A 26,619-nucleotide genomic window follows, 5' to 3' on the forward strand; every position below is an offset into this window, starting at 1 on the left:
CCATCAGGCCGATGGCGGCATAAGCCACCAATGCGCCGCCCGGGCCTGCCATATGGATGGCGCTGCCGCTGGCCATAAACAGGCCGGTGCCGATACTGCCGCCGATGGCAATCATGGAAAGATGGCGGGTTTTTAAATTGCGGCGGATTTTGTTTTTGTTGGCCTGCGTGGTAGCAGGGTTGGCCGCGGTTGAAGGGGTTAGATTCGGTGTGCTCATGCTCTATTTCTCCCGACGAGGCTGCCTGGCAGCAACTAAACCGAAACGGAAACCTTGCAAAACTGCAAATTGGCAAAGATTCCCACCTTAACTTTGGGGCATTATAGGAGCAATCACTACTTGGTAAAACCGCTTAAACCTGCAGTTAAATCAAATAAACGGCATATACTGCTATTTTTAATAGAAACATTACTCGAAACAAAGACTTTTGATTTGCCCGAGAGTAGCTTGATATCTAGCTTTGCGTGAATTTTTTACCTGCTGAACCCCGTTTCACAACGTGTCATAAACACCACATCCGCAAACTTGGGGCTACCTGAAAACTGTCTATTTTTGATATCTCGTTTTCAGGTAGCCTTTTGATCTAGCGATGGCGCCAATCCACGCCGCAGGCGGCGGCCATTTCGATGGCGGCTTCGGGGGCGTGGCTGCCGGCAGGGTAGGGCTGGGGTTCGGGTTGGCGTGCCGTCCAGTCGTCGAGCACGGGCTGGAGCCAGCGCCAGGCGGCTTCGAGTTCGTCGCTGCGCATAAAGAGGGCGAGTTTGCCGTTTATCGCGTCGAGCAGCAGGCGCTCATAAGCGTCGGCACGGCGTTCGGGGAAGATTTTGAGCAAGTCCAAATCCAGTGCGGCTTCGTGCACGCACAGGCTAGTGCCGGGGGCTTTCATTTGCAGGAACAGCTTCACGGATTCCTGCGGCTGCAGGCGCACGCTGATGCGGTTGGGCGAGCCGCCGCAGCCGAATACGGGGTGGGCTTCCGGCCAGAAGTGGAGCACGATTTCAGCCAGCCGCCCGGCCATGCGCTTGCCGCTGCGTAACAGGAAGGGCACGCCGCGCCAGCGCGGGTTGTCGATTTCGGCGCGTAGGGCGATGAAGGTTTCGGTGCGGCTTTGCGGGGCTACGTTGGCTTCTTCGCGGTAGCCGCACACGTTTTCGCCCCGGATTTGGCCGGCGGTGTATTGGCCGTGTACCACATCAGCACGCACGCTGTAGGCATTGAAGGGCTTGAGTGCACGCAAGACGTTGAGCTTTGCGTTGCGCACGTCGTTATCGCCGAGCGACAGTGGCGGTTCCATGGCGGTGAAGCACAAAAGCTGCAACAGGTGGTTTTGCAACATATCTCGCAGGGCGCCGGTTTGGTCGTAGAACTCGCCGCGTTTTTCCACACCGAGCTCTTCGGCAATGGTGATTTCCACGGCGCGGATTTGGGCGGCACACCACAGTGGCTCGAACAGGCGGTTGGCAAAGCGCAGGGCGAGCAGGTTTTGTACGGGCTCTTTGCCGAGATAATGGTCGATACGGTAGATCTGCTCTTCGCGGAAGAAGGCGGCCACGGCGGTGTTGATGCTTTGCGCGGAGGCAAGGTCGTGGCCGAGCGGTTTTTCCAGCACGATGCGGGTTGCGGGGCGGTTCAGCCCAGCGTCGGCCAGATTGCGGCAGATGGGCATGAAATAGTGCGGCGCGGTGGAAAGGTAAACCACCAGGGCGCGGCTGTTTTGCCCGGCTTCGGCGCCGAGCAGCGCGGCGAGGCGGTGGAATTGTTCGGCATTTTCGGCGTCTACGGGCAGATAGTTGATGCGTTGGCAGAAGGTATGCCACGTTTCGGCTTCGAGGTTGGGAATATGCGGTCGGGCAGATTCTTCTACTTTTTTCAGATAGCCTGCGCGCCCTAAATCGCGGCGGCCGAGGCCGATGATGCGGCCGCCCGGGTGCAGCGTGCTTGCGGCGTGGGCTTGATAGAGGGCGGGCAGCAGCTTGCGCATCACGAGGTCGCCAGTGCCGCCGAAAAAGACTATATCGAAAGGGGTAGGCATAGTTGGATAGGCCGTGAATAAAAAACAGGCGCATTATAGCCCCGCCGTCAGGCTACCTGAAAATTTAGCATCGGCTCAGGTACAATACGGCGTTTTCATTTGATACGGGTACACCACCATGTTCAACCACAGCGAGCAAACCCTGCGCGATGTTTGCACCCAAGTCCTCGAGCTGGCTAAAGCCGGCGGTGCCACCGCGGCCGAAGCCGACGTGAGCGAGTCCATCGGCCAATCCGTGCAGGTGCGGCTGCAGGAAATCGAGCACATCGAATACCAGCAAGACAAATCGCTCGATCTCACCGTGTATGTAGGCCGGCGCAAAGGCCGCGCCAGCACCGCCGATTTCTCCCCCGCCGCCATTGCCGATACCGTGCGCGCCGCGCTCGATATTGCTCGCTACACCGCCGAAGACCCCTGCGCCGGCCTGGCCGAAGCCTCTCTGATGGCCACCGAATTTCCTGATTTGCAAAGCTACCACGAATGGCCGCTGAGCACCGCCGAAGCCGCCGAACTCGCCCGCCGTAGCGAAGCCGCCGCCCGCGCCGCCGATTCCCGCATCACCAATTCCGAAGGCGCCCACATCCAAACCGGCCATTATCAATATGTATACGGCAACAGCCACGGCTTTATGCAACACCAGCGCAGCAGCCGCCACAGCCTGTCTTGCAGCGTGGTGGCCGGCAGCGGCAGCGGCATGCAGCGCGATTATTGGTACGACCTCGCCCGCAGCAGCGCCGATTTGGACACGCCCGAACACATCGGCCAAACCGCCACCCGCCGCGCCGTGCGGCGCCTCGGTGCCAAAAGCCTGCCCACCGGCAGCTACCCTGTGCTATTCGATGCCACCGTTTCAGGTAGCCTCATCGGCCACCTCGCCGGCGCACTCAGCGGCGGCGCACTCTACCGCCAAACCAGCTTCCTGCAAGACAGCATCGGCCGCCAAATCCTCCCCGCCGCACTCAGCCTGCGCGAAGAGCCGCACCTGCCCAAAGCCCTGGCCAGCACCGCCTTCGATGCCGAAGGCGTCGCCACCCGCCCCCGCTTCGTGATTGAAAACGGCATCATCCAAGGCTACTTCCTCAGCAGCTACAGCGCCCGCAAACTCGGCCTGCCCACCACCGCCAACGCCGGCGGCGCCCACAACCTCATCCTCAGCCACACCCACCCAAGCCAGGCCGAGCTCCTGCGCGAAATGGGCAGCGGCCTGCTCGTTACCGAACTCATGGGCCAAGGCGTCAACACCCTCACCGGCGACTACTCGCGCGGCGCCGCCGGCTTTTGGGTGGAAAACGGCCAAATCGCCTACCCCGTGCAGGAGATCACCATCGCCAGCCGCCTGCAAGACATGCTGCCCAACATCGCCGGTGCCGCCAACGACGCCCTCAAACGCAGCGTCCACAAAACCGGCTCCCTGCTGCTCGAACAGATGACTGTGGCCGGGCATTGAGCGGGCGTGTGCCGGATGCAGTGAAAGAGGCTACCTGAAAACGCGGACTGCAACGAATTGAACCTGCCGCATTGCCGTTTTCAGGTAGCCTTTTCTATCCTTGCGGGCAGGCATGCTGGCGCAGTAAACTGCTTGCACAATGATTTTCGGCAGGGCATGCCTGAGGAGGTGCTGTGTTTTACCAAGTTATTGCACTGCTTTTATGGAGCAGTGCTTTCATTGCGGCCAAATATTCCTACACGATGATGGATCCGCTGATGATGCTGCTGTTCCGGCTGGGGATTGCGGCTTTGCTGGTGTTGCCACCTTGCCTGCGCTATTGGCGGACTATTGAACGGCGCTATTGGCCGGGGCTGTTATGGCTGTCGTTTTTAAATTATGTGGTGGTGCTGGCTTTGCAGTTCTGGGGGCTGAAGTTTACTTCAGCAGCGAGCACGTCCACCATTGCGGGGCTGGAACCGCTGTTAACGGTGTTTATCGGCCATTTCTTTTTTCACGACCGTGCCGAGTGGTACCACTGGTTATGCGGACTGCTGGCCTTTATCGGCGTGGCGCTTTTGATTGCGGGTGGCGGCGAGGGTGGCGACATCAGTTTGCTGGGCTGCTTGATGGTGTTGGGCGGCGGGGTGGTGTTCTGTGCCACATTGCGTCCGACGCAGAAGATGATCGCGGCCATCGGTGCGCCGGCGTTTACGTCGTTATCGATGGGGTTGGCACCTTTGTTGTGTTCGCCGGTGAGCCTGCTGCTCGCGGATGATTTGCACATTGGCTGGAATTTGCCGGGCACGTTGGGGCTGCTGTATTTAGGGGTGTGTTGCAGTTGGTTGTCGTACACTTGTTGGAACAAGGGCATGACCAGTGTGTCGTCGAATGTGTCGGGTATGCTGACGGCCTCGGAGCCGATTTTCGGCACGCTGCTGGCCGTGTTGATTTTGGGTGAGCGTATTTCGGCCATGTCGCTGGCGGGCGTGGTACTGGTGATTTCTGCCACGGTAGGCTCGGTGGTGATGCCGAAATGGCTGGAGCGGCAGCGATCGTAGCTTGCATTGATAGGGGGTGTGTTCTGCACATGGCCTACGCGTTGATTTCAATTTTCAGGTAGCCTCCCGCAAAGCAAGCAGGCCGCCCCGTTTTGGGGCGCGGCCTGTTTGTTTACAGCCTAAGGTTTAGTGATGGCAACCGCAGGCTTTCATGTCGATAACCATACGGCCTTGGATTTTGCCGTCGCGCATTTCTTGGAAAATGGCATTGGCTTCGTCCAGCTGGCGCAGCTGCACCACGGGCACCACGATGCCTTCGGCGCCGAATTGGAAGGCTTCTTCCAAGTCTTTGCGCGTGCCCACCAGTGAGCCCACCACTTCGATGCCGTCCAGCACCAGGCGCGGAATCGACAAATCCATGGTTTCGGGCGGTAGCCCAACGGCCACCACGCGGCCGCAAGCGCGCACGCAATCCACAGCGGAATTGAATGCAGCGCGGGACACGGCAGTTACCACGGCGGAGTGGGCGCCGCCGGTTTTCTCTTGAATGAACTTGGCAGCGTCTTGTTTGGCCGGGTTCACAATCAAATCAGCGCCGGATTCTTTGGCCAGAGCCAGTTTGTCGTCGTTGATGTCCACGGCAATCACGTGTGCACCGAATACTTTCTTGGCGTATTGCACGGCCAGGTTACCCAAGCCACCGGCGCCGTAGATGGTAATCCACTGACCTGGCGCCGCGCCGGCCACTTTGATGGCTTTATAGGTGGTTACGCCGGCACAGGTGATACTGCTGGCCTGGGCAGGATCGAGGCCTTCGGGCACTTTCACCGCATAATCGGCTTTCACCACGCAGTGGGTGGCCATGCCGCCGTCGGCGGTGTAGCCGGCGTTCAGCACGCTGCGGCAGAAGGTTTCACGGCCGGTGATGCAGTATTCGCAGTGGCCGCAGCTGGCAAACAGCCAAGCAATGCTCACGCGGTCGCCTACTTTCAGGGTGGTTACGTCGGGCGCAATCTGCTTCACGATACCGATGCCTTCGTGGCCGAGCACACGGCCGGGTTTTTTACCGTAGTCGCCGGCAGCCACGTGCAAGTCGGTGTGGCAAACGCCGCAGTATTCCACTTCCACCAGCGCTTCGCCCGCGCCCACGGCAGGGATGTCGCGCTCAACGATTTCTACGTTACCGTCGCATTGGGGGGTAACAACTGCTGCTTTCATTTTCATGGCTATGATCCTTGTGCTGATTGGTTGATTAGGGGGACTACTCGATCGGAAGTATGCACTTTTCCCAAGCTGGCAGTCAAGGCTTATTAACAAAATAACTTATTGATTTAAATCATGTTATATTATAACTTTCGCTTGAATTGGGTCGCTTAAATAGAGGCTACCTGAAAGCAGCGCGGGCAGGGCGGCTGGCGCAGTTTGGTGGCGCCGGGTTTAGCTCGTTTTACGGCTGGCGGCTGGAAATTATTGCGATATTATTTTTGCCGAGGCATACGGTTTCTGATGGATGCTGAAGCTTGCGCTTTCAGATAGCCTGCCTGCTGTTTCATTTGCTAGAATGCCTATTCCTCAACCACTTTGCCGCGATGCCCGCCATGTCTGTTTACACCAGCGTTTCCGATCAAGAAATCCGCCAGTTTTTAGAAGACTACGACTTAGGGGGCTTCGTGTCGTTGCAAGGCATTGCCCAAGGCGTGACCAACAGCAACTATTTCCTCGACACCGACTGCGGCCGCTATGTGCTCACCATCTTCGAGGTGCTCACCCGCGAAGAGCTGCCCTTTTTCATGGATCTCAGCCAGCACCTTAGCCGCAACGGCGTAGCCTGCCCCGCGCCCATTCCTCGGCGCGACGGGCGCTTCGACAGCACGCTCGCCGGCAAACCCGCCTGCCTCGCCACTTTTCTCAATGGCCGCGACATCGCCGTACCCGATGCCGCCCAATGCTTCCACACCGGCGCCATGCTCGCCAAAATGCATATCGCCGGTCGAAGCTTCGGCCAAAGCATGCCCAACCCGCGCCACGCCGCCTGGTGGGAAGCCGAAAGCCGCCGCCTGCTGCCCTGCCTGAGCAGTGAAGATGCCGCGCTGCTGCAAGACGAAATCGCCTTTCTCGCCGCCCACCCCGACAGCCACCTGCCCCACGGCATCATCCATGCCGACCTGTTCAAAGACAACGTGCTGCTCGACGGCATTCAGGTAGCCGGCTTCATCGATTTCTACTACGCCTGCAACGGCAGCTTCATGTACGACCTCGCCATCGCCGTAAACGACTGGGCGCGCCTGGCCGACAACCGCATCGACCCGCAGTTACAGAAAGCCTTTATGCGTGGCTATCAAAGCGTGCGCCCCCTCACTCCCGCCGAACAGGCCTACCTGCCCATTGCCCACCGTGCCGGCTGCATCCGTTTCTGGGTATCCCGCCTGCTCGACTACCACTTCCCGCAGGGCGGCGAAATGACCTTCGTGAAAGACCCTGACGTTTTCCGCGACCTGCTGCTCTATTTCCGCCAACGCCCCGCTCCCGCCGCAACCGACCAAGCCCTGTTCAACCTCGAAGGCAAAGTGTTCCAACCCGCCGAAGCAGGCCATGCAGGCGAAACACCCGAACGCTGCCACTTCCACCAAGACGGCGACACCGTGTGGGCGGAATACCAAGGCGGCGGCATCCGCAAAGGCTTCCTGCTCGGCCGCTACACCGAACGCAGCAGCATTGCCTACGCCCGCCAACACCTCACCCTCGCCGGAGCCGCCCACAGCAGCAGCGGCCGCCTGCGCATCGAAACCCTGCCCGACAGCCGCCTGCGACTGCATTTGTTTAGCGAAGACGGCGAAGCGGTGTGGGACGAGTGCGTGCCATAGGACTGTTGGAGTAGGGATGTGAAAAGGCTACCTGAAACTTTCAGGTAGCCTCTTGTTTGATTGCTGCCGATACTACACCGCCACTTGCGCTTTGATATGCGGGTGCGGGTCGTAGTTTTGCAGCTCGAAGTCTTCAAAGCGGAAGTCGAACAGGTTTCGCACTTCGGGGTTGAGCTGCATTTGCGGCAGGGCTCGCGGCTCGCGGGTCAGCTGGAGTTTGGCTTGCTCGAAGTGGTTGCTGTAGAGGTGGGCGTCGCCGAAGGTGTGGATGAACTCGCCGGGTGCGAGGCCGCACACTTGCGCCATCATCATGGTAAGCAGGGAATAGCTGGCGATGTTGAAGGGCACGCCGAGGAAGACGTCGGCGCTGCGTTGGTAGAGCTGGCAGGAGAGGCGGCCTTCGGCTACGTAAAATTGAAACAGGGCGTGGCAGGGGGGCAGCGCCATTTCGTCAACGAGGGCGGGGTTCCAGGCGGATACGATAAGACGGCGGCTGTCGGGGTTGCGTTTGATTTGTTCGACAACGTTGGCGATTTGGTCGATATGCCGGCCGTCGGGGGCGGGCCAGGAGCGCCATTGGTAGCCGTATACGGGGCCGAGGTCGCCGTTTTCGTCGGCCCATTCGTCCCAGATGGAGACGTTGTTTTCTTTCAGGTAGCGGATGTTGGTGTCGCCTTTGAGAAACCAAAGGAGCTCGTGGATGATGGAGCGCAGGTGGAGCTTTTTGGTGGTGAGCAGGGGAAAGCCTTGGGCGAGGTCGAAGCGCATTTGGTGGCCGAATATGGAACGGGTACCGGTGCCGGTGCGGTCGGATTTGTTGGTGCCGTGGCTGAGGATGTGCTGCATGAGGTGGAGATAGGGTTGCATGGTGTGATTGGGTTGGGTGTCGAAATGGGGGTATTGTACACGTTTGAGGGGGTGGGGAGGAAAGGGAAAGGCTACCTGAAAACGTAGCGCAGCAAAGTTTCTGCGTTGCTAAAGTTTCAGGTAGCCTTTTTATGGCGAATGATCAGAATGCTGGTGCGTTGGCTCGCTGCCTTGCTTTATGAGCATTTTAGTCTGCTATAGCGGGCATGGAGGCTATTCCAAATCGAAGCAGCCGACGGTTTCAACGTGGGCGGTTTGGGGGAACATGTTGACGATGCCGGCGTTGCGGAAGCGGTAGCCTTTGCCCACGAGTACGTCGGCATCGCGGGCAAAGGTGGCGGGGTTGCAGGAAACGTACACGATGCGGCGGGGGAGGTAGGGGGCGTGCAGGGCTTGGACGAGGGCGTAGGCGCCGCTGCGGGGCGGATCGAGCAGGATTTTGTCGAAATAGCCCCAGCCGGCGACGGTGTGTTCGGTGGTTTGGAAGAGGTCGGCGCTGTGGAACTGGGCGCGTTCGGCGAGGTGGTTGAGGCGGGCGTTTTGGCTGGCACGCTCGGTGAGCGCGGGCGAGCCTTCGATGCCGATGACTTGTGCGCCGGCGGCGGCGATGGGGAGGCTGAAGTTGCCGAGACCGCAGAAAAGGTCGGCGATGCGTTCGCCGCTTTGGGGCCGCAACAGCTGCATGGCGCGGGCAACGAGCAGGGCGTTGGCGGCGGGGTTGACTTGGGTGAAGTCGCCGGGGCGGTAGGGGAGGGTGAGGGCGTATTCGGGCAGGCTGTAGCTGAGTTGGGGGCTGTCTGGCAGAAGGGGTTGGGCGGGCTGGTGTGGGGTTTGCAGCCAGATGTGCCAGTTGGCGGGCAGGCTTTGGGCGTGCTGGATGAGGTGGGCGCGGGCGGCTTTGGGGAGGTGTTCGGTGTGTAGGGTGAGGCTGTTGGCGGTGGGGCTGTGGTGTAGTTCGATGGTGTGGACAGGGGCGTGCAGGCGGTTGAGCTGCTGGAGCAGGGCACGGGTGTTGCCCAGTTGGCTGGCAAGCTGGGGGGCGAGGATGGGGCATTGTCGGATATCGACAATGCGGTGGCTGCTGCGGCTTTGGAAGCCGAGGATGGTGCGGCCTTGGCTGTGGTGGGCGCTGAGGCGGGCGCGGTGGCGGTAGCCCCAGGCTTGGCCGTAGACGGGGGGGCAGGAGGTATTGGGGGCGGATTTTGCCGAGGCGTTGGAGTTGGTCTTCGAGGATGCGTTGTTTGTAGGCTACCTGAACGTTGCTGTGGACGTGTTGGAGGGTGCAGCCGCCGCATTGGTTGTAGTGGGGGCAGGCGGGGGCGGTGCGGTAGGGGGAGGGGGTGAGGATGCGGGCGGTTTGGGCTTCGTCGTGGTGTTTCTTGCTGCGGGTGATTTGGTAGACAACGGTTTCTTGGGGCAGGGCGCCGGTGATGAAGGTGGTTTTGCCGTGGATGCGGGCTACGCCGCGGCCTTCGTGGTCGATGCTGTGGATGGTGGCGGTGTTCATGGTGTGGATAGATTGAGGCTACCTGAAAGCGGGATTGGGGGTTCAGGTAGCCTCTGTCGACTATTCGTGGTCGCCAATCTGGGGAGGGGCCTCTTCCTGGTTGGGGATGCGGTAGCTTTCGTCTGCCCAGGTGCCTAGATCGATCATTTTGCAGCGTTGGCTGCAGAAGGGGCGGTAGGGACTGCTCTCGCTCCAGAGTACAGGCTTTTGGCAGGTGGGGCAGGATACGGTGCGCTGGGTCATGGTTTGTCGGTGATGGGGTCGAAGCTGCACATTTTGAGCTGGAAGGGGATGTCGGTGTCGATCTGTTTTCCACGCGGACTGTCTTGGGTGGCTTGGGTGAAGCGGATATGGGTGAAGTATTTGTTGGCAGAAATCTCGGGCAGGGTGTGGTGGGATTGGGCCACATCTACGGTGAGCATGTGGATGTTGCTGCCGAGCTTGGTGTTTTGATAGTTGCCTTGACGGGCGAGGCATTCGAGGCGGATGCTGTTGCGGCGCAGGATGCGCAGCAGCAGGGAGATGGCATCACCGGTGGGGGTGAGGGAGCGAATCCAGCAGCCGAGGTCGGCCACGCGCTGCTCAAAGGGCAGTTGCAGCCAGTAGTGATAAGAGGGAAGGTCGAAGGGGCTGGTGCCGCCGGATACGAGCATACGCTGCTTTACGCCCATGAGCCATTCGTTTTCGCGCAGATGTTGGCCGAATTTTTGTTGTACTTCTTGCAGATTCTGGGTGGCCTGGTAGAGGTCGTCTTGCTCGGGGGTGGAGTCGTATTGCTCGCGTTCGGCTTGGGAAATTTGCTGGCGTTGGCGTTCGAGCTCTTGCAGGATGTCTAGCTTGAGTTCGGCGCGGGAAGCGCAATCCATGATTTCGAATAGGGTGCCGAGGGCGGCGTGGTGTGCCCAAGGGTCTGGATAGCTGACGGTGGCGTTGAAGCGGGAAAAGAGATGCTCGAGGCGCAGGAAGTTGCGGATGCGTTCGGACAGAGGGTGTTCGAAGGTAATGATGGCGGACATGGTTCAACTACCGAATAATTGTTGGTAAATAAGGTGTTGCCGCTTCACGGCGGCAGCAAACTCGGGCAGGCCGGCTTCATTGCTGATGAGGTCGTCGGCAATGCGGCGGCGCTGTTGACGGCTGACCTGGGCGGTGAGAATGCCGTTAATCATATCACGGGTAAGGCCGCTGCGTTCAATGGTGCGGCGGATTTGTGTTTCTTCGCTGCAATCGATAACGAGAATGCGCTGGAGAATGCTTTGAAAAACAGGCTGCTCGGTAAGCAGGGGGATTTCGATGATGCCGTAGGTGGCTTGGGGATATTGCTGCTGTTGCATCCGGATTTCGGCGAGAATCAGTGGGTGGAGGATGTTTTCGAGCTTGGATTTGGCTTCGGGGGATTGAAAAACGAGTTGGCGCAGGGTGGCGCGGTTGAGGCTACCTGAAAAATCGAATACGGCCTCGCCAAAGGCAGCACGGATGGCGGGCAGGGCAGCTCCGCCATCTGCGGTGAGGGCGCGGGAGACAGCATCGGCATCAATCAGCGGCACGCCGTGTTGGGCAAACAGGCGGGCAGCGGTAGATTTGCCGCTGCCGATGCCGCCGGTGAGGCCGACCCAGGCGGTCATATCAGATGAATCCGGATTTGTGCAGCCACCATTGGATGCCTTGCAGGATATAGCTGTTGGCAGCAAAAACCAGCCAGCCGGCAATGGCGAGCGCGGGGCCAAAGGCAATGGGCTGGCCTTTAGCAGCACGCATCACTAAGGCAGCAACGAGACCAACCAAAGCGGCCACGAAAACAATAACGGGCAGGGTGCTAACGCCGAGCCAGGCGCCAAGTGCGGCGAGCAGTTTGAAGTCACCATAGCCCATGCCCTCTTTACCGGTGATGAGTTTGAATAGGTGGAACAGCAGCCAGAGGCTCAAATAGCCGACCACAGCACCGAGCAGTGCTGAAGGCAGACTAACAAAGCCTACCTGCCAGTTGAACAGCAGGCCGAGCCAAATCAGGGGCAGGGTGAGCTGGTCTGGTAAGAGTTGGGTATCGGCATCGATAAAGGTGAGGGCAACCAGCATGGCGGTGAACACGAGGCCGCCAAGGGTGAGCCAAGTGTAGCCGTAGCGCCAGACGACGATGCCAAATAGGATGCCGGTGAGCAGCTCGACGGCGGGGTAACGCCAGCCGATGGGGGTGTGGCAGCTATGGCAGCGGCCGCGTAGCAGCAGGTAGCTGATGATGGGGATATTTTGCCACGGTTTCACCGGGCTGCCGCATTTGGGGCAGCGCGAGGGCGGGGTGCTGATGTTGAACGGTTTTTGGTCTTCTTCGTCCAGCGGCAGTTCAAGATGCTGTTTGGCAGCGATACGCCATTGTTTCTCTAGCATGACCGGCAGGCGGTAGATAACCACGTTGAGAAAGCTGCCCACCAGCAGGCCAAGCAGGACGGCGAAGGGGATGTAGATTTCGGGATCAAGATTGGTCATGGGCGTGGTGCGGGTATATTTTCAGGTAGCCCGTGGGAGGCTACCTGAAAGGCTAAGATGATTAAGATGGAATGGGTTGACTGAATAGATTAGCCAACTACGCTGCCCAGGTTGAACAGTGGCAGGTACATGGCAACTAGAATCACACCAATAATGCTGCCTAATACCACCATAATAATCGGTTCCATCAGGGACGATAGAGTAGAAACGGCAATATCTACTTCTTCCTCATAAAATTCCGCAGCTTTGTTCAGCATATCGTCCAGCGAGCCAGATTCTTCACCGATAGAGGCCATTTGAAGAACCATATTGGGGAACAGGTCGGTTGATCCCATTGCGGTAGTTAAAGAAGTACCTTGATTTACTTGGTTACGGATACTTCTAGTAGCTTCCTCATAAATAATATTACCTGATGCGCCGCCTACGGATTCTAGTGCCTCCACCAGCGGTACACCAGCGGTAAATAGGGTGGCGGTTGTACGAGCCCAGCGGGCAATCGTACCTTTTTCTACTATGTCGCCGAAAATAGGCATTTTGAGCAATAGGGCATCAATACGTTTTTGCAGTTCAAATGAGCGTTTATGCCATTGAATAAAGGCTACTACAGAGCCAATCATTACAATGATGACGATCCAGCCGTAAGCTACCATGAAATCGGAAATACCCATCATAAATTGAGTAAGTGCCGGCATTTCTGCATTCATACCGTCATATACTTTCTTAAACTCGGGCAATACGAACATCATCATGATGATAACTAAAACGATGGCTACTACCACTACTGCAATCGGGTAAGTCAGTGCGCTCTTGATTTTCTTTTTGATGGCTTGGGTTTTTTCTTTATATACGGCCAGTTTGTCCAGTAGAGTTTCTAGTACACCGCCTGCCTCACCGGCATCCACTAGGTTGCAATAGAAATCATCAAAATATTTAGGATGCCTGCGGAATGCATTGGCCATAGACGTCCCTTGCTCGATGTCGTTGCGTACTTCCATCAAAAGCTTGGTCATAGAGGCATTGGAGTGACCTTTTGCCACAATATCAAATGCTTGCATAACCGGCAGGCCGGCTTTCATCATAGTAGCTAGTTGGCGGGTAAAAACGGTAATGTCGCTCTGGGTAATTTTCTTTTCGCGAACTTTTTTCTTTTTATGTAGGCTGATAACCTTGATGCGGCGGCGAGCGAGTTTGGCACGGGCATCCTGTTCGTCTTTGGCAACTACTTCGCCACGGACAATTTGTTCGGACTCCATGTGTCGGCCTTCAAATTCGTAGCTGGTTCCCGCCACTTTTTTGGGGTGGTTGTTTCGTTTGTTTGTAGCCATGATGATTCCCTTTAAAATGAAACGAACTTTGAATTAATCATTGGTGCTGGCAAGAATTTCTTCTAAGGTGGTAATACCTTGCATTGCTTTTAAAATACCGGCTCGGCGCAAGTCCACCAGTCCGTCGGCATAGGCTTGTTCGGCAATATCCACCTCGGTGCCGTTATTGATGATGATTTTCTGCATGGCATCAGTAACCGGCATGATTTCATATACACCGGCACGGCCTTTGAAGCCTTTGCCTTTGCAACGGTCGCAACCCACTTGACGGTATAGCTGCCAGTCATCCTTGGTCAAATCTTCTTCAGTGAAGCCGACTTTCAGTAAAGCCTCGGCAGGCGGACGTTCGATTGGTTGCTTGCAGGTGCAGAGTCGGCGCACCAAACGCTGTGCCATAATCAGATTAACCGAGCTGGCGATATTGAACGGTGCTACCCCCATGTTCAGCATACGGGATAGAGTGGCCGGGGCGTTGTTGGTGTGCAGGGTGGAGAACACCATGTGGCCGGTTTGTGCCGCTTTAATGGCAATATCGGCGGTTTCCAAATCACGAATCTCACCCACCATGATGATGTCTGGATCCTGGCGCAGGAAAGCCTTCAGTGCTGCGGCAAATGTCAAGCCTTGTTTATCGTTCACATTTACTTGATTGATGCCAGGCAGGTTAATCTCGGCCGGATCTTCGGCAGTGGAAATGTTTACACTGTCGGTATTTAAAATGTTCAAGCAGGTATACAGTGACACGGTTTTACCGGAACCGGTCGGGCCAGTAACCAGTACCATTCCATAGGGGCGGTGGATGGCTTCCAGCAGCAATTCTTTTTGGAAAGGTTCGAAACCCAGTTGGTTGATGTTCAGCGTGGCAGCATCCGAATTCAAAATACGCATTACGATTTTTTCGCCGAATAGGGTGGGCAGCGTATTCACACGGAAGTCGATGGGCTTTTGGTTTTTATTGAACTGAATCTGAATACGGCCGTCTTGTGGAACGCGTTTTTCAGAAATATCCATTTTGGACATTACTTTTATACGTGAAGCAATCTGCCCGCGGATATTCAGAGGTGGTTGTACCACTTCACGCAGCTGACCGTCAGTACGGAAGCGGATGCGTGCCATTTCTTCGTAGAACTCAAAGTGAATATCAGATGCGCCAGTGTTGAGGGCATCAGACAGCACTTTGTGGATGAATTTGGCAATCGGGCCGTCTTCTTCTTCGTCATCCACCTTGAGTGCTGGTGCGGCCACGCCTGTGGGATCGGCAGAAATTTCATCCAAAATGGCTGTGGATGTTTGGCTGGCGAATTCCAGCAGACGATCTAGTTGCTCGTCGTTTACCAGAATCAGGTCGACAATTAGGCCGCTAGGGAAAACGAGCTTTTGGTATGTTTGCAACAAAGTGGGATCGGAGACACCCAAAAACAGTTTTTGCCCGCGTTTGAACAAAGGTACACAGCGGTACTCCATCATCTGGCTGTCGTTGAGCACATCCTGCACCATCATGCTGCGGGAGTAGAGGGACAAATCTAAAATCGGATAGTGGAACAACTTGGCCAAAAGTTGTGCCAAATCTGTCTGCTTGATGATGCCGGCTTCGGCCAGAATTGGAATTATATTTTTGTTTTGATTAACCTTTTCTCGGTATTTTTCAACCTGATCCTGTTCAATCAGCTTGGTTTGAAATAGGATGCGCAATAGTCCGACGCTCATAGTATTTGCCTGAGTAAAGTAGAATGGATTTCGAAATTTCGAGTGGATATTTGCTTTTTAGGATACCGCCCCCAATGTCCACATTTAGTAAGAATGCTTTTACAGTATTATAGTTAAGGTGCGATTATAAGTTAAATCATGGTAAGAATGCACCGTTTATGGAAAAAGTGATTATTCCCTGCAGCCAGATATGTTGGTGTACCATGAGGACAATGATAAGAGTTTTGGCTGTGTATTGCACATCAGCCTGCCTCCCAGTGGTCGATATGCAGTTGTAATTCGTATTGATTGCGCCATTGATTGGCGATGGGGCGGTATACGGTGTGAATTTTGGCCGGGAGTTCTTCGGTGCAACGGAAAAACATGGCTTCTACAGTGTGTCCGCCGCAGTTTAGACCAGCTTTTTTATGGCCGTTGCCAACTACCCGCTGCCACAATACTTCAAACTGGTTATAGAAACATGGGGGTTGAAAGCCTTGCCCCCATACTTGGTTGGACAGCGTTTCGGCAGTGTGCAGGGAAATTTCTTCTGGGTTCAGGCTGCCGTCGGTGAGGAAGGTGCTGGTAAGGGAGTCTCGATCTAGTAGTTCGGACAGCACGTTTTCGAAAGCCTGTTGGAATCGGGGAAAATCCTGTTCGCGGATGCTGAGGCCGGCAGCCATGGCGTGGCCACCGAATTTTAGAATTAGCTCGGGATGGCGTTTGGCCACCAAATCGATGGCATCACGCAGATGTAATGAGGGGATAGAACGGCCAGAGCCACGCAGTTCGCCATTGCCTGTGGGGGCGAACACGATTGAGGGGCGATGGAGGCGGTCTTTTAGCCGGCTGGCCACAATACCGACCACGCCTTGGTGCCAATCGGGATGGAAGGCGGTAATGCCCAGGTTGCTGCCAACGATGATTTGATCAGCCAGGGCAAGGGCTTCTTGTAGCATGTTTTGCTCGATTTCTTGCCGTGTACGGTTAAGTTCATTTAGCTGTTCGGCTAGTTCGGCGGCGGTGGCTGGGTCTTCGGTTAGTAAGCAGGCAATGCCGATTTCCATGTTTTCCAAACGGCCGGCAGCATTAATGCGCGGACCGATGGCAAAGCCCAAGTCAAATGGCTTGGCTTGCCGAATATCGCGCTGGGCTACCTGAAAAAGCGCCTGAATGCCGGGGCGGGTTTTGCCAATCTGCATTCGTTTGAGCCCTTGGCTAACCAAGATTCGGTTGTTGTAATCCAATGTCACCACATCGGCCACGGTGCCCAAAGCAACCAAGTCTAAAAGCTCGGCCAAATTAGGTTCAGGTAGCCTTTGTGGGTTGAACCATTGCTGTGTACGCAGCAGGGCGCGTAGGGCAGTTAATACATAGAAGATTACGCCCACTCCGGCCAGATTCTTGCTGGCAAACGTGCATCCCGGTTGATTGGGGTTAACGATGATACATTCAGGTAGCGTGTCGCCCGGCAAGTGGTGGTCGGTGATAATCACATCCATGCCCAATGCTTGGGCGTGTGCTACACCAGCGGTGCTGGAAATACCGTTATCTACGGTTAATAGCAGCTGAGTACCTCGTTTGGCAGCCAGCTCGGCTAATTGCGGGGTGAGGCCGTAGCCATGTTTGAAACGGTCCGGCACTAAAAACTCCACCCATGCCCCCATGCGGCGCAAGCCTAAAATGCCTGCCGCGCAGGCGGTAGCACCGTCGGCATCGTAGTCGGCCACAATTAAAATTCGCTCTTGCTCCCGGATGGCGCGAGCCAACCGTTCGGCGGCAGCATCAATATTTTTCAGTGATTGATAGGGTAGCAGGCTGGCTAAATGGTTATGCAGTTCGGCGGGGGAGCGGACATTGCGGGCTGCAAACAGGCGTGCCAACAAGGGCGGAGTGCCGGCGGCCAGCAGGGCTTGTTCGGCTTCGGGGTCGGCTTGGCGGGTACGGATAACGGCGTTCATAAAGCCATAGTGCGTGGTATTAATTAAACGGCACATTATAGCGCAAACGGGTGGGCTGAGAGATTATCGACAGGTTGACGGGTGAAATGTTGAAAAAGTTTTTTCACTTTTATAACAGTGTGTTGCTATTTTATAGCAAGTTTTTTGTAAGAAATACTTGCAATGGCGCGGATAGTTTGGTGTAATGCTCTTCTTCTAGTGCTGTGCACGGAAACACGGGTGATTAGCTCAGTTGGTAGAGCGTCTGCCTTACAAGCAGAATGTCGGCGGTTCGACTCCGTCATCACCCACCATTTTGCGCGCGCGGTGGTAGCTCAGTTGGTTAGAGTACCGGCCTGTCACGCCGGTGGTCGCGGGTTCGAGTCCCGTCCACCGCGCCATTTCAATATAAAAACCCCGCTGCTTAAAGGCAGCGGGGTTTTGGCATTTCCAGTTTTAATATTTTCCATATCCCACCGTGAAAAGCCGCTTGGTTTTATGATATATTCCCCTTGGCTAGGAATAAGTTGGATATGTCTTAATATAGTTATTTAGAATCAGTATGATGCAGATAGTGCCCGCTTAGTTGTGCCATAATTGGAAGCCGCTATAATTGAAGCATATTTTTCATGCAAGGCGATAATCCGCAGACAGTATGAGCAATATGGCAAGGTGAGCCAACGCGGTAATTAAGTGTTTTATCTACCCAGTTGGTTTTTGAATTTAGAAATCTAACAAACTTCAGGAGCTGTGTGATGGAATTTCGCATTGAAAAAGATACCATGGGAGAAGTAAGGGTGCCGGCCAACCGGTATTGGGGCGCGCAGACCGAGCGCTCCCGCAACAACTTCAAAATCGACCCGGCCGCTTCTATGCCGCATGAAATCATTGAAGCCTTTGCCTATTTGAAAAAAGCCGCCGCGTTTGCCAATGCCGATTTGGGTGTATTGCCTGCTGAGAAGCGTGACCTGATTGCCACCGCCTGCGACGAAATTTTGGCACACAAGCTGGACGAAGAGTTTCCGCTGGTGATTTGGCAAACCGGCTCCGGCACACAGTCCAATATGAATTTGAACGAAGTGATTTCCAACCGTGCTCACGTGTTGAACGGCGGCAAATTGGGCGAGAAAAGCGTTATCCACCCCAATGACGACGTAAACAAATCCCAGTCTTCCAACGACACCTATCCCACCGCCATGCACATTGCCGCCTACCAAAAGGTAGTGCAGCACACCCTACCCGCCGTTAAGCGCCTGCAAAAAACCTTGGCTGCCAAAGCCGAGGCATTTGCCGACGTGGTGAAAATCGGCCGTACCCATCTGATGGATGCCACTCCGCTCACCCTCGGTCAAGAATTTTCTGCCTATGCCGCCCAGCTTGCCTACGGCATCCGTGCCTTGGAAAACACCCTACCGCACTTGGCCGAACTTGCCTTAGGCGGCACTGCCGTGGGCACCGGCTTGAACACGCCCAAAGGCTACGATGTTCAGGTAGCCTCCTATATCGCCAAATTCACCGGCCTGCCTTTCGTTACCGCACCGAACAAATTCGAAGCATTGGCCACACACGACGCTATTGTGGAAACCCACGGCGCATTGAAGCAGCTGGCTGTGTCGCTGTATAAAATTGCCAACGACATCCGCTTGTTGGCCTCCGGCCCGCGCTCCGGTATCGGCGAAATCCTGATTCCAGAGAATGAGCCCGGCTCCTCCATTATGCCCGGCAAAGTGAACCCCACTCAATGTGAAGCCCTCACCATGGTGTGTGCCCAAGTGTTGGGTAACGATACCGCCATTTCCTTCTCCGGCACGCAGGGCCAGTTCCAGCTCAACGTGTTCAAACCCGTGATGGCTGCCAACTTCCTGCAATCTGCGCAGCTTTTGGCTGATGCTTGCATCTCGTTTGACGAACATTGTGCAGCCGGCATTGAGCCCAACCTGCCTCGTATCAAACAGCAGCTCGATAACTCCCTGATGCTGGTTACCGCGTTGAACACCAAAATCGGCTACGAAAACGCTGCCAAAATCGCCAAAGCCGCTCACAAAAACGGCACCACCCTGCGCGAAGAAGCCGTTAAATCCAGCCTCTTGAGCGCCGAGCAGTTTGACGACTGGGTACGTCCTGCCGATATGGTAGGCAGTTTGAAATAAGTTCGGTTAGGTAAGAAGAAGCGCATATTGGAAGCAGTATGCGCTTTATTTTGTTTGCTGTTTGAAGGCTACCTGAAAAGTGTTTGTTTGGATTTTCAGGTAGCCTTTTGATGATATGTGTATCGGTATGACGATGCCGGTTTGCGGTGTGTTGGATCGGGCGGTATGGCCATAGTTAAAGCACTTATTTCTGCCTACTGTATCGGCAAGCTTTGCCGTACTACGGCGGCTCGCTGCTCGGTATGAAGCAATAAGTGCTTTAGCTATTGTTGCCCGAGGGTAACTGTTGAGTGCAATCTAAAAGGCTACCTGAAAGTTTGGCTTCGCAGAAACTTCGCTGCGTTGCGCTTTCAGGTAGCCTTTGCTTGTGATTACTGACGGCTCAGTTTGTTAGCGGTTGCGGCCGTTGTTGTCGTACACCATTTTGGTGCCTTCAAAGATGTGGATGCTGGCGGCGCAGGTGGCAGCGGAGCATGCTTTCATCGGTAGGGTTACGCTGTAGCGGCCGCTGCGGGCAGGGCGGTAGCTGAACAGGGGCACGCTGTCGCCCAATACGTCTTGTTTCACCACGCGGCCATTGAGGCGTACGGTGAGGTCGATGTCGGAGCAGTTGTCGTCGCAGTCGCCGTAGAAAGTGTAGGCTTTGCCGGCGGTGAGGTTAACTTGCTCGGTGTGGCTCTGGCCGGCAGCAAGGCGTTGCTGGCGTAGGAGGAACACGCGGGCGGCCGGGTCGTGGTTTTTCACGATGTTCACGTTGCTTTGCTGGGCACGCAGCAGGGAGGGATCGGTTTCGGTGCTGCTTTCAAACACTTGCACGGAGTAGGTGCAGGAGTTGTTGTTGCAGTCTTCCATGCTGATGTTGAGCTGGTGGCGGCCGCCTTGCTCAGCTTTGAAGCTCAGTTGGGGTGCGTCATCGCTGTCGGTGTCGGAGGCGATGGTTTTGCCATTGGCGCTGAGGGCGAGATCGAGGTCTTCGCAGGATTGGTCGCAGCGGCCGAACACGCTGTAATACTTGCCGGCGGTGAGCTCGATTTCCACACTACGGTTTTGGCTGTCGGTGAGTTGGCCGCTAATCAGGGGCAGTTCGTGGATGTTTTTGTCGAGAGCTTGCTGCGTTTCACGGGTGGCTTTTTGTGCGGCTTCCAAGGAGGGGCCTGCGTTGTCGCTGTTGCCTACTTTGCTGCCGCTAAATACTTGCAGCATGGAGCGGCAGCGGCTGCGTGAGCATTCGGCCATTTCGGTGTTGAGTTCCACGCGGCCGTCGCGTTCGGCCTGCCAGGTGAAGCGGGAGCCGTCGCCACGGTTTTTACGGAATAGGGTGTTGCGGCCTTGGGTAACGCTGAATTTGATGTTGGAGCAGTTCACGGAGCAGTCGGCAAACACGGTGTATACCTGGCCGGCTTTCACATCCAGCGGGGTGGTGTTGCTTTGGCCTTCTTCCAGGCGGAAGCTGCGCTGAAACAGCTGCTGTGCGGCAGAGTCTTCATTTTTGATGGTTTCAGTGTGGTTGGATGCTTGGCTGGTGAGGTAATTGTCGGCAGCAAAGGCGGGTAGGGAGAGGGCGGCCAAAATTGGCAGCAGGGCGAGTTTTTTCATGGGTTGTTTCCTTTTGTTGGAGGAGAAATAAATTTTGCCAAGAGGGTTATAGCAAAGGAATGCGTTTTCGATACAAGGCATGCTAACGTCGCAGTGGAAGCGTGTTCATCCGCTATATGTAAAATTTTGCAGCATTATGCATGATTGCGTTAAATTTTCCAACTAATTTGCTCGGGTATGTATGTTTTGGCTGATACGTTGAAGGCTGCCTGAAGTTTTCCCTGCAGAAACTGCGTTGCGTTTTAATTGTGTTGAGGCTTCGCCTCCATGTAACCATTCCCCTGTCTGCCACAAGCTTCGTGCACTTTTGAGCTAAGTCAAATTCTGTGTCTGTCGAAGAGAGATAGGGATTCAGTTTTCCCTGCATGATGGATGGGTACAAACTCTTGTCTGCACAAAAATCTTCCTGCCCTTCAGAGGCTGTTCTCATTTAAAAGCATTCGTAATTAACCCGATTTAACGGCGCAGCCGCTTGCGTTTTTCCTGCGGAAGCAGGACAATTCACCACAACATATAGTGTTTTAAAAAATTTATTGCACTATATGTTGTATTTTTAAGGATAGGGCTATGGAAACGCTGAATTTTACCCGTGAGCAAATCGTTTGGCAGGAAGTGCCGGGCGAAGTGTCGCTGGCATTTCTGTTTTCCGGCTGCCCGCTGCGCTGCAAAGGCTGCCACAGCGCCGACAGTTGGAAGGGCAGTTTGGGCGCCGAACTGACTGCCGAATACCTGCAAAGCCGCCTGGCACGCTATCGCGGGCTGATTACCTGCGTATTGTTTATGGGCGGCGAGTGGCTACCTGAAAAACTGCTGCCGCTCTTGGAAACCGTGCGTGCAGCCGGCCTGCACACCTGCCTCTACACCGGCCTGGAGCAAGACGAGCTGGAACGCGCCTCCATCGCCATCATCCCGCAGCTCACCTATCTCAAAACCGGCCGCTGGAAAATGGAACTCGGCGGCCTGGAAAGCCCGCACACCAATCAGCGTTTCATCGATTTGCGCACCGGCGAGGTGCTCAACCATCTGTTTATCGACGAGCAGGCCGCGCCCCGCCGCCCCGTCATCCCCTTGGTGCAACAACCGCCGCTGGCGGCGGCCGGTAGTCTGCATTTTCAATCGGCCTAACGGCTGAATATTCGCCCCTTTCGCCCCCACTAACACTGTCAATGAGGAGAGTAAACCCATGATCCGGCTAGATTCCGAACGGCTAAACGGCAAACTGCAGTTCATGCACGACTACATCAGCGCGCAAAACGCGGCGGACGGCTCGAAAATGGACGCCAACGCCAACGTAACGCAGAAGAACATCGCCACGATGGAAGCCGAGCTGATGAAAGACTTTTTCGTGCAGATTAACCGCGCCCAGGTGTCGCGCAAAATTGCCGAAATTTTCGACCAATCCGTGGCAAACGAATATCTGCGCCAAATAGAAGCACACGAAATCTATGTGCACGACGAAACCAGCCTGAAGCCCTATTGCGTGTCGGCTACGCTGTATCCCTTCCTGCTGGATGGTTTAAGCAAACTCGGTGGCGAATCCAAAGCGCCGCAACATCTGGCATCGTTTTGCGGTTCATTTATCAACCTCGTGTTTGCCATCAGTGCGCAGTTTGCCGGCGCGGTAGCGACAGTGGAATTTTTGACCTATTTCGACCACTTTGCCCGCAAAGACTACGGCGACAATTATTTGGAAACCCACGGCAAAGAAATCGCCAACCACATGCAGCAGGTGGTGTACAGCATCAACCAGCCCGCCGCAGCGCGTGGTTATCAGAGCGTGTTCTGGAATATTTCCGTTTACGACCAATACTATTTCGACGCGATGTTCGGCGATTTCGTCTTCCCCGATTTCAGCAAACCGGTGTGGGCGAGCGTGGCGAAGCTGCAAAACTTCTTCCTCAAATGGTTCAATCAGGAGCGCAGCAAAGCCGTTTTGACCTTCCCCGTCGTAACCGCTGCGATGCTGACCGACGGCGGCAAATGCAAAGACACCGTGTTCGCCGACGAAATGGCAAAAGAATTGGCGGAAGGCAATTCCTTCTTCGTCTATCTTTCCGACAATCCCGACTCCTTGGCTTCCTGCTGCCGCCTGCGCAACGCCATCGAAGACCGCACCTTCAGCTACACACTCGGCGCGGGCGGCGTGGCGACCGGTTCCATCAACGTCATCACCATCAATATGAACCGGCTGGAACAAGACGGGCGCGACCTTGCCGCCGAAGTGGCCAAAATCCACAAATACCAATACGCCTACCGCAAACTGATGGAAGAATACCAAGCCGCCGGAATGTTGCCCGTTTACGATGCAGGCTTCATCACGCTGGACAAACAGTTCCTTACCATCGGCATCAACGGCATGGCGGAGGCCGCCGAATCGCAAGGCATCAAAGTCGGCTACAACGACGACTACATCAACTTCGTCCAAAGCCGTCTGAAAACCATATTCGAAGCCAACCAAGCAGCCAGCAAGCACTACGGCGTGAAGTTCAACACCGAGTTTGTCCCCGCCGAAAACCTTGGCGTGAAAAACGCCAAATGGGACAAGGCTGACGGCTACAAAGTCAACCGCGAATGCTACAACTCCTATTTCTACGTTGTTGAAGACGAAGAAATCAACGCGCTCGATAAATTCCTGCTGCACGGCAAAGAACTGGTGGACTGGCTCGACGGCGGCTCTGCGCTGCACCTGAACCTGGACGAAGCCCTGCCCGCATCCGGCTACCGCTCGTTGCTGGACATTGCTGCGCAAACTGGCTGCAACTACTTCTGCGTGAATGTGCGCATCACCATCTGCAACAAATGCGGCCACATCGACAAACGCACCCTGCACGCCTGTTCCACCTGTGGTTCGCATGATATCGACTACGGTACCCGCGTCATCGGCTACCTGAAACGCGTTTCCGCCTTCTCAAGCGGGCGGCGCAAAGAACACACGCTCAGGCACTACCACCGCGAACAGCAGCAGAAATGGCGGCAAGTGGCCTAGAGGATGCTGTGATTACGCCGATAGCGATTTAATCCGCTAGACAGCATTTTCAGGTAGCTTCTCCTCCACCTCCGGGCTATCTGAAAATTTTAAGCACACCGCTTTTGCGGTGTGCCTTTTTATGGGTAGGAAAAATGGAATAGTGGCGTAGGATAGTGCTGCCCTGCTGCCGCGTGAGGCTATATGAAACTATCTGCAATTAAGATTAACTTTTCAGGTAGCTACAATAAAGGAGCCTCCCTGAAATCCAAACTGCCCGCACAAAAAAATCAGGCAGCCCATATACTAAAGGCTACCTGAAATCTTACTCTCTACTAAGCACTCAATATCTGGTAACAACTATCCTAATCCATTTGCAAATGGTCCAATGGCAGCACGGTGGAATTTTTCACTTCCTGCAGTACAAAGCTGGAACGTGCATCCACCACGCCCGGATGCGCCAGTAGGGTGTCTAGGATGAATTGGGAGAAGCTTGCCATGTCGGCGAAAAAAGCGTGCAGCATATAGTCGGTTTCGCCAGTGAGTGCGAAACAGCGCAGCACCTGCGGCCAATTGCTCACAGAATCGGCAAAGCCATCGCGCAGATGGTTGCTTTTATCCACCGATACGCGGATAAACACCTGCAGGCCGAGAGCCACGGTGGAAGGATGAACCAAGGCAGCATAACCCTGGATAATGCCTGTGGACTCCAATTGCTTGAGTCGGCGCAGGCAGGGGGAAGGGGAAAGAGCAACACGTTCGGACAGTTCAACGTTGCTCAGTCGGCCGTTGTGTTGCAAGGCCTGAATTATTTTCAGGTCGATTTTGTCAAGCGAAACAGATATGGTCATGATTTCGGTATCCAATCATACTACTGAGGCAGAGACTGTATGTGTGCCAGTCCAAGCTGTCAACTAGGAAAGCAACCACTCCGACTTGTAGCTGGTTTACTGGCTATACACAGCAAATATCTGGTCGATTATTATATTGTAAATATGTTGGAATAATCCGCTATAATTTCCAATTATAGAGAAATATCTTACCTAGCTATTCAATATCTGAGCATTTTTAGTTGAATTCGATATGAAGCAATAGGCCCTAAGCTCTACAAATCACTAAAATACCTCACGCTCAGTAAACAAATCTTGCCTCAAAACCCGATTTCAGGTAATAATTTGATGAGTTTGCAGGAGAATTGTTAACAAAAATTAACAATGGCACCAAAGGCACAATTGCCTAGGTAAAATGCTGCAAGCCCATTTCAACAGTTATTTTTATTAATGACTTGGGAGGATCGGTCCTAAATAATGATAGACTTTTGATATTTTTGATAGTACAGATTCCTGAGTTCAGTAAAATTTTAAAAAAACATTTATTTGGAGGGTTTTAAGATGAAATTACAGCATTCAGGCCACCAGCAAACGGTCTCTTCGAAATTGAATAAATTTGACTTGGTTTGGATACTAAACCTATTCGGCACCGCCGTGGGCGCTGGTGTGCTGTTCCTTCCGATCAATGCAGGCATGAGCGGATTTTGGCCGCTTTTTGCCATGGCCATTATTGTCGGCCCGATGACTTATTTCGCCCATCGGGGGTTGGCGCGTTTTGTACTTTCTTCCGCCAAGCCCGGCAGCGATATTACCGAAGTAGTAGAAGAGCACTTCGGCAAAACTGCCGGCAAATTAATTACCCTGCTCTACTTCTTTGCCATTTTCCCCATTTTGCTGATTTACGGTAACGGCATCACCAATACCGTAGATTCCTTTCTTGTCAACCAGCTCGGCATGGCTTCTCCTCCGCGGGCCTTGTTGTCATTCATTTTGATTGCTTCGTTAATCGGTGTGCTGTTGTTGGGTGAGCGTATCGTTTTGAAAGTAACCGAATGGCTGGTATATCCGCTGGTATTTATTCTGTTTATCTTATCGGTATACCTGATTCCTGAATGGAATACTTCTTCGCTTACCAATATTCCGAGCGCGGGCGCGTTTTTAACCACTTTATGGATTACGATACCCGTGTTGGTTTTTTCCTTCAACCATTCGCCGGCCATTTCTTCTTTCGTTTTGTCCCAACAACGAGAATACCAAGATGCCGAATTAACAGACCAGCATGCCAGCAACACCCTGCGCAGCACTGCCACCGTGTTATTGGTTTTCGTGATGCTGTTCGTGTTCAGTTGCGTATTGACTTTAACGCCGTCTGAGCTGGCCCTGGCAAAAGAACAAAATATTTCGATTCTGTCGTTCCTCGCCAATAAATTCGACAATCCTTACATTTCCTATTTAGGTCCGTTTGTTGCATTTCTAGCTATTGCCAGCTCTTTCTTCGGCCACTATATGGGTGCGCGCGAGGGTTTGGAAGGCTTGTTTATCAAGCTTAAACGCGATGCCGGCTCGGATACTGCCATCAATCATAAAAAACTGAACCTCTACTCTGCTCTGTTCTTCCTGATTACTTTGTGGGTTGTTGCCATCATCAATCCGAGCATCTTGGGCTTGATTGAGTCGCTGGGCGGCCCCATTATTGCTATGATCCTGTTCATTATGCCAATGTACGCCGTCAGAAAAGTACCGGCAATGAAACGGTTCCAAGGCAAATTCAGCAATATCTTCGTGGTGGTAATGGGCTTGATTGCAATATCCAATATTATCTATAACCTAATTGCTTAAATAAGCTGTAACCGTATTCAGGCCATCTGAAAACCATCTGTTCAAATGTTTTATGGTCATGTGAAGCAAGAGGTTTCTCAGACGGCCTCTCAGACAAATACCATTCCGG

The 26,619-nt window shown here is 54.5% G+C and carries 19 protein-coding genes, 2 tRNA genes and 2 pseudogenes; 9 read left to right on the forward strand and 14 right to left on the reverse strand.

Annotated elements, in window-relative coordinates; all coding sequences use genetic code 11:
• A pseudogene (locus A7Q03_RS10310) lies at positions 1-217 on the reverse strand (gamma-aminobutyrate permease); the annotation flags it as partial.
• Between the two features lie 364 nt (positions 218-581).
• Positions 582-2,030, reverse strand: a complete 1,449-nt coding sequence (gene zwf, locus A7Q03_RS09200) for a glucose-6-phosphate dehydrogenase (protein ID WP_067449256.1) — start codon at positions 2,028-2,030, stop codon at positions 582-584.
• Positions 2,031-2,148: 118 nt separating this feature from the next.
• Here zwf and pmbA point away from each other — a divergent pair, with 118 nt between their 5' ends.
• Complete coding sequence (gene pmbA / locus A7Q03_RS09205) at positions 2,149-3,477, forward strand: metalloprotease PmbA (RefSeq protein ID WP_067449258.1); 1,329 nt, start codon at positions 2,149-2,151, stop codon at positions 3,475-3,477.
• Positions 3,478-3,650: 173 nt separating this feature from the next.
• Complete coding sequence (locus tag A7Q03_RS09210; protein ID WP_067449260.1) at positions 3,651-4,517, forward strand: DMT family transporter; 867 nt, start codon at positions 3,651-3,653, stop codon at positions 4,515-4,517.
• A 126-nt stretch (positions 4,518-4,643) separates the two neighbouring features.
• Here A7Q03_RS09210 and adhP read toward each other — a convergent pair whose 3' ends face one another.
• The gene (adhP, locus tag A7Q03_RS09215; RefSeq protein ID WP_082880740.1) at positions 4,644-5,681 is read right to left on the reverse strand and encodes an alcohol dehydrogenase AdhP; all 1,038 of its coding nucleotides are present in this window, start codon (positions 5,679-5,681) and stop codon (positions 4,644-4,646) included.
• 374 nt (positions 5,682-6,055) lie between these two features.
• Between adhP and thrB the strand changes: the two genes are divergently transcribed.
• On the forward strand, positions 6,056-7,321 hold the full coding sequence (gene thrB / locus A7Q03_RS09220) for a homoserine kinase (protein WP_067449375.1): 1,266 nt from the start codon (positions 6,056-6,058) through the stop codon (positions 7,319-7,321).
• A 72-nt stretch (positions 7,322-7,393) separates the two neighbouring features.
• Here the strand turns inward: thrB and A7Q03_RS09225 are convergent, their stop codons facing one another.
• The 9 genes and pseudogenes from A7Q03_RS09225 to recJ all read right to left on the reverse strand — a co-directional run bounded on the left by A7Q03_RS09225 (position 7,394) and on the right by recJ (position 17,151).
• Positions 7,394-8,188 (reverse strand): thymidylate synthase, encoded by a 795-nt coding sequence (locus A7Q03_RS09225; protein WP_067449262.1) that lies wholly within the window; start codon positions 8,186-8,188, stop codon positions 7,394-7,396.
• Between the two features lie 213 nt (positions 8,189-8,401).
• Positions 8,402-9,695: pseudogene (rlmD, locus tag A7Q03_RS09230) on the reverse strand (23S rRNA (uracil(1939)-C(5))-methyltransferase RlmD).
• 60 nt (positions 9,696-9,755) lie between these two features.
• Complete coding sequence (yacG, locus tag A7Q03_RS09235) at positions 9,756-9,938, reverse strand: DNA gyrase inhibitor YacG (protein WP_067449264.1); 183 nt, start codon at positions 9,936-9,938, stop codon at positions 9,756-9,758.
• A complete protein-coding gene (gene zapD / locus A7Q03_RS09240) occupies positions 9,935-10,711 on the reverse strand; it encodes a cell division protein ZapD (RefSeq protein ID WP_197474763.1) in 777 nt (258 codons plus the stop codon). The genes yacG and zapD overlap by 4 nt, the downstream gene beginning before the upstream one ends.
• A gap of 3 nt (positions 10,712-10,714) precedes the next feature.
• Positions 10,715-11,320, reverse strand: coding sequence for a dephospho-CoA kinase (gene coaE / locus A7Q03_RS09245; protein WP_067449266.1), 606 nt, complete (start codon positions 11,318-11,320; stop codon positions 10,715-10,717).
• 1 nt (position 11,321) lies between these two features.
• Positions 11,322-12,179 carry an A24 family peptidase gene (locus A7Q03_RS09250; protein WP_067449268.1) on the reverse strand — a complete coding sequence of 286 codons (858 nt, stop codon included), beginning with the start codon at positions 12,177-12,179 and terminating at the stop codon, positions 11,322-11,324.
• Positions 12,180-12,268: 89 nt separating this feature from the next.
• Complete coding sequence (locus A7Q03_RS09255) at positions 12,269-13,504, reverse strand: type II secretion system F family protein (RefSeq protein WP_067449270.1); 1,236 nt, start codon at positions 13,502-13,504, stop codon at positions 12,269-12,271.
• Between the two features lie 33 nt (positions 13,505-13,537).
• Positions 13,538-15,211, reverse strand: coding sequence for a type IV-A pilus assembly ATPase PilB (gene pilB / locus A7Q03_RS09260; protein WP_067449272.1), 1,674 nt, complete (start codon positions 15,209-15,211; stop codon positions 13,538-13,540).
• A 242-nt stretch (positions 15,212-15,453) separates the two neighbouring features.
• The gene (gene recJ, locus A7Q03_RS09265; RefSeq protein WP_067449379.1) at positions 15,454-17,151 is read right to left on the reverse strand and encodes a single-stranded-DNA-specific exonuclease RecJ; all 1,698 of its coding nucleotides are present in this window, start codon (positions 17,149-17,151) and stop codon (positions 15,454-15,456) included.
• Positions 17,152-17,368: 217 nt separating this feature from the next.
• On the opposite strand from recJ, the gene A7Q03_RS09270 reads away from it, so the two are divergent.
• The 3 genes from A7Q03_RS09270 to fumC all read left to right on the forward strand — a co-directional run bounded on the left by A7Q03_RS09270 (position 17,369) and on the right by fumC (position 19,280).
• Positions 17,369-17,444, forward strand: a tRNA-Val gene (locus A7Q03_RS09270).
• A gap of 10 nt (positions 17,445-17,454) precedes the next feature.
• Positions 17,455-17,531, forward strand: a tRNA-Asp gene (locus tag A7Q03_RS09275).
• A gap of 354 nt (positions 17,532-17,885) precedes the next feature.
• Positions 17,886-19,280 carry a class II fumarate hydratase gene (gene fumC / locus A7Q03_RS09280; protein ID WP_067449274.1) on the forward strand — a complete coding sequence of 465 codons (1,395 nt, stop codon included), beginning with the start codon at positions 17,886-17,888 and terminating at the stop codon, positions 19,278-19,280.
• 390 nt (positions 19,281-19,670) lie between these two features.
• Here the strand turns inward: fumC and A7Q03_RS09285 are convergent, their stop codons facing one another.
• A complete protein-coding gene (locus tag A7Q03_RS09285) occupies positions 19,671-20,876 on the reverse strand; it encodes a hypothetical protein (RefSeq protein ID WP_067449276.1) in 1,206 nt (401 codons plus the stop codon).
• Between the two features lie 567 nt (positions 20,877-21,443).
• Between A7Q03_RS09285 and nrdG the strand changes: the two genes are divergently transcribed.
• Both nrdG and nrdD read left to right on the forward strand, forming a co-directional pair.
• Positions 21,444-22,001, forward strand: coding sequence for an anaerobic ribonucleoside-triphosphate reductase activating protein (gene nrdG, locus A7Q03_RS09290; RefSeq protein WP_067449278.1), 558 nt, complete (start codon positions 21,444-21,446; stop codon positions 21,999-22,001).
• Positions 22,002-22,008: 7 nt separating this feature from the next.
• Positions 22,009-23,862, forward strand: coding sequence for an anaerobic ribonucleoside-triphosphate reductase (gene nrdD, locus A7Q03_RS09295; protein WP_255361304.1), 1,854 nt, complete (start codon positions 22,009-22,011; stop codon positions 23,860-23,862).
• A 344-nt stretch (positions 23,863-24,206) separates the two neighbouring features.
• Here nrdD and A7Q03_RS09300 read toward each other — a convergent pair whose 3' ends face one another.
• Positions 24,207-24,692 (reverse strand): Lrp/AsnC family transcriptional regulator, encoded by a 486-nt coding sequence (locus tag A7Q03_RS09300; RefSeq protein ID WP_067441972.1) that lies wholly within the window; start codon positions 24,690-24,692, stop codon positions 24,207-24,209.
• Positions 24,693-25,232: 540 nt separating this feature from the next.
• Between A7Q03_RS09300 and A7Q03_RS09305 the strand changes: the two genes are divergently transcribed.
• Complete coding sequence (locus tag A7Q03_RS09305; protein ID WP_067449282.1) at positions 25,233-26,510, forward strand: HAAAP family serine/threonine permease; 1,278 nt, start codon at positions 25,233-25,235, stop codon at positions 26,508-26,510.
• Positions 26,511-26,619: the final 109 nt, after the last annotated feature.

The sequence above is a fragment of the Eikenella sp. NML99-0057 genome, from assembly GCF_001648535.1.
GTDB classification, from domain to species: Bacteria; Pseudomonadota; Gammaproteobacteria; order Burkholderiales; family Neisseriaceae; genus Eikenella; species Eikenella exigua.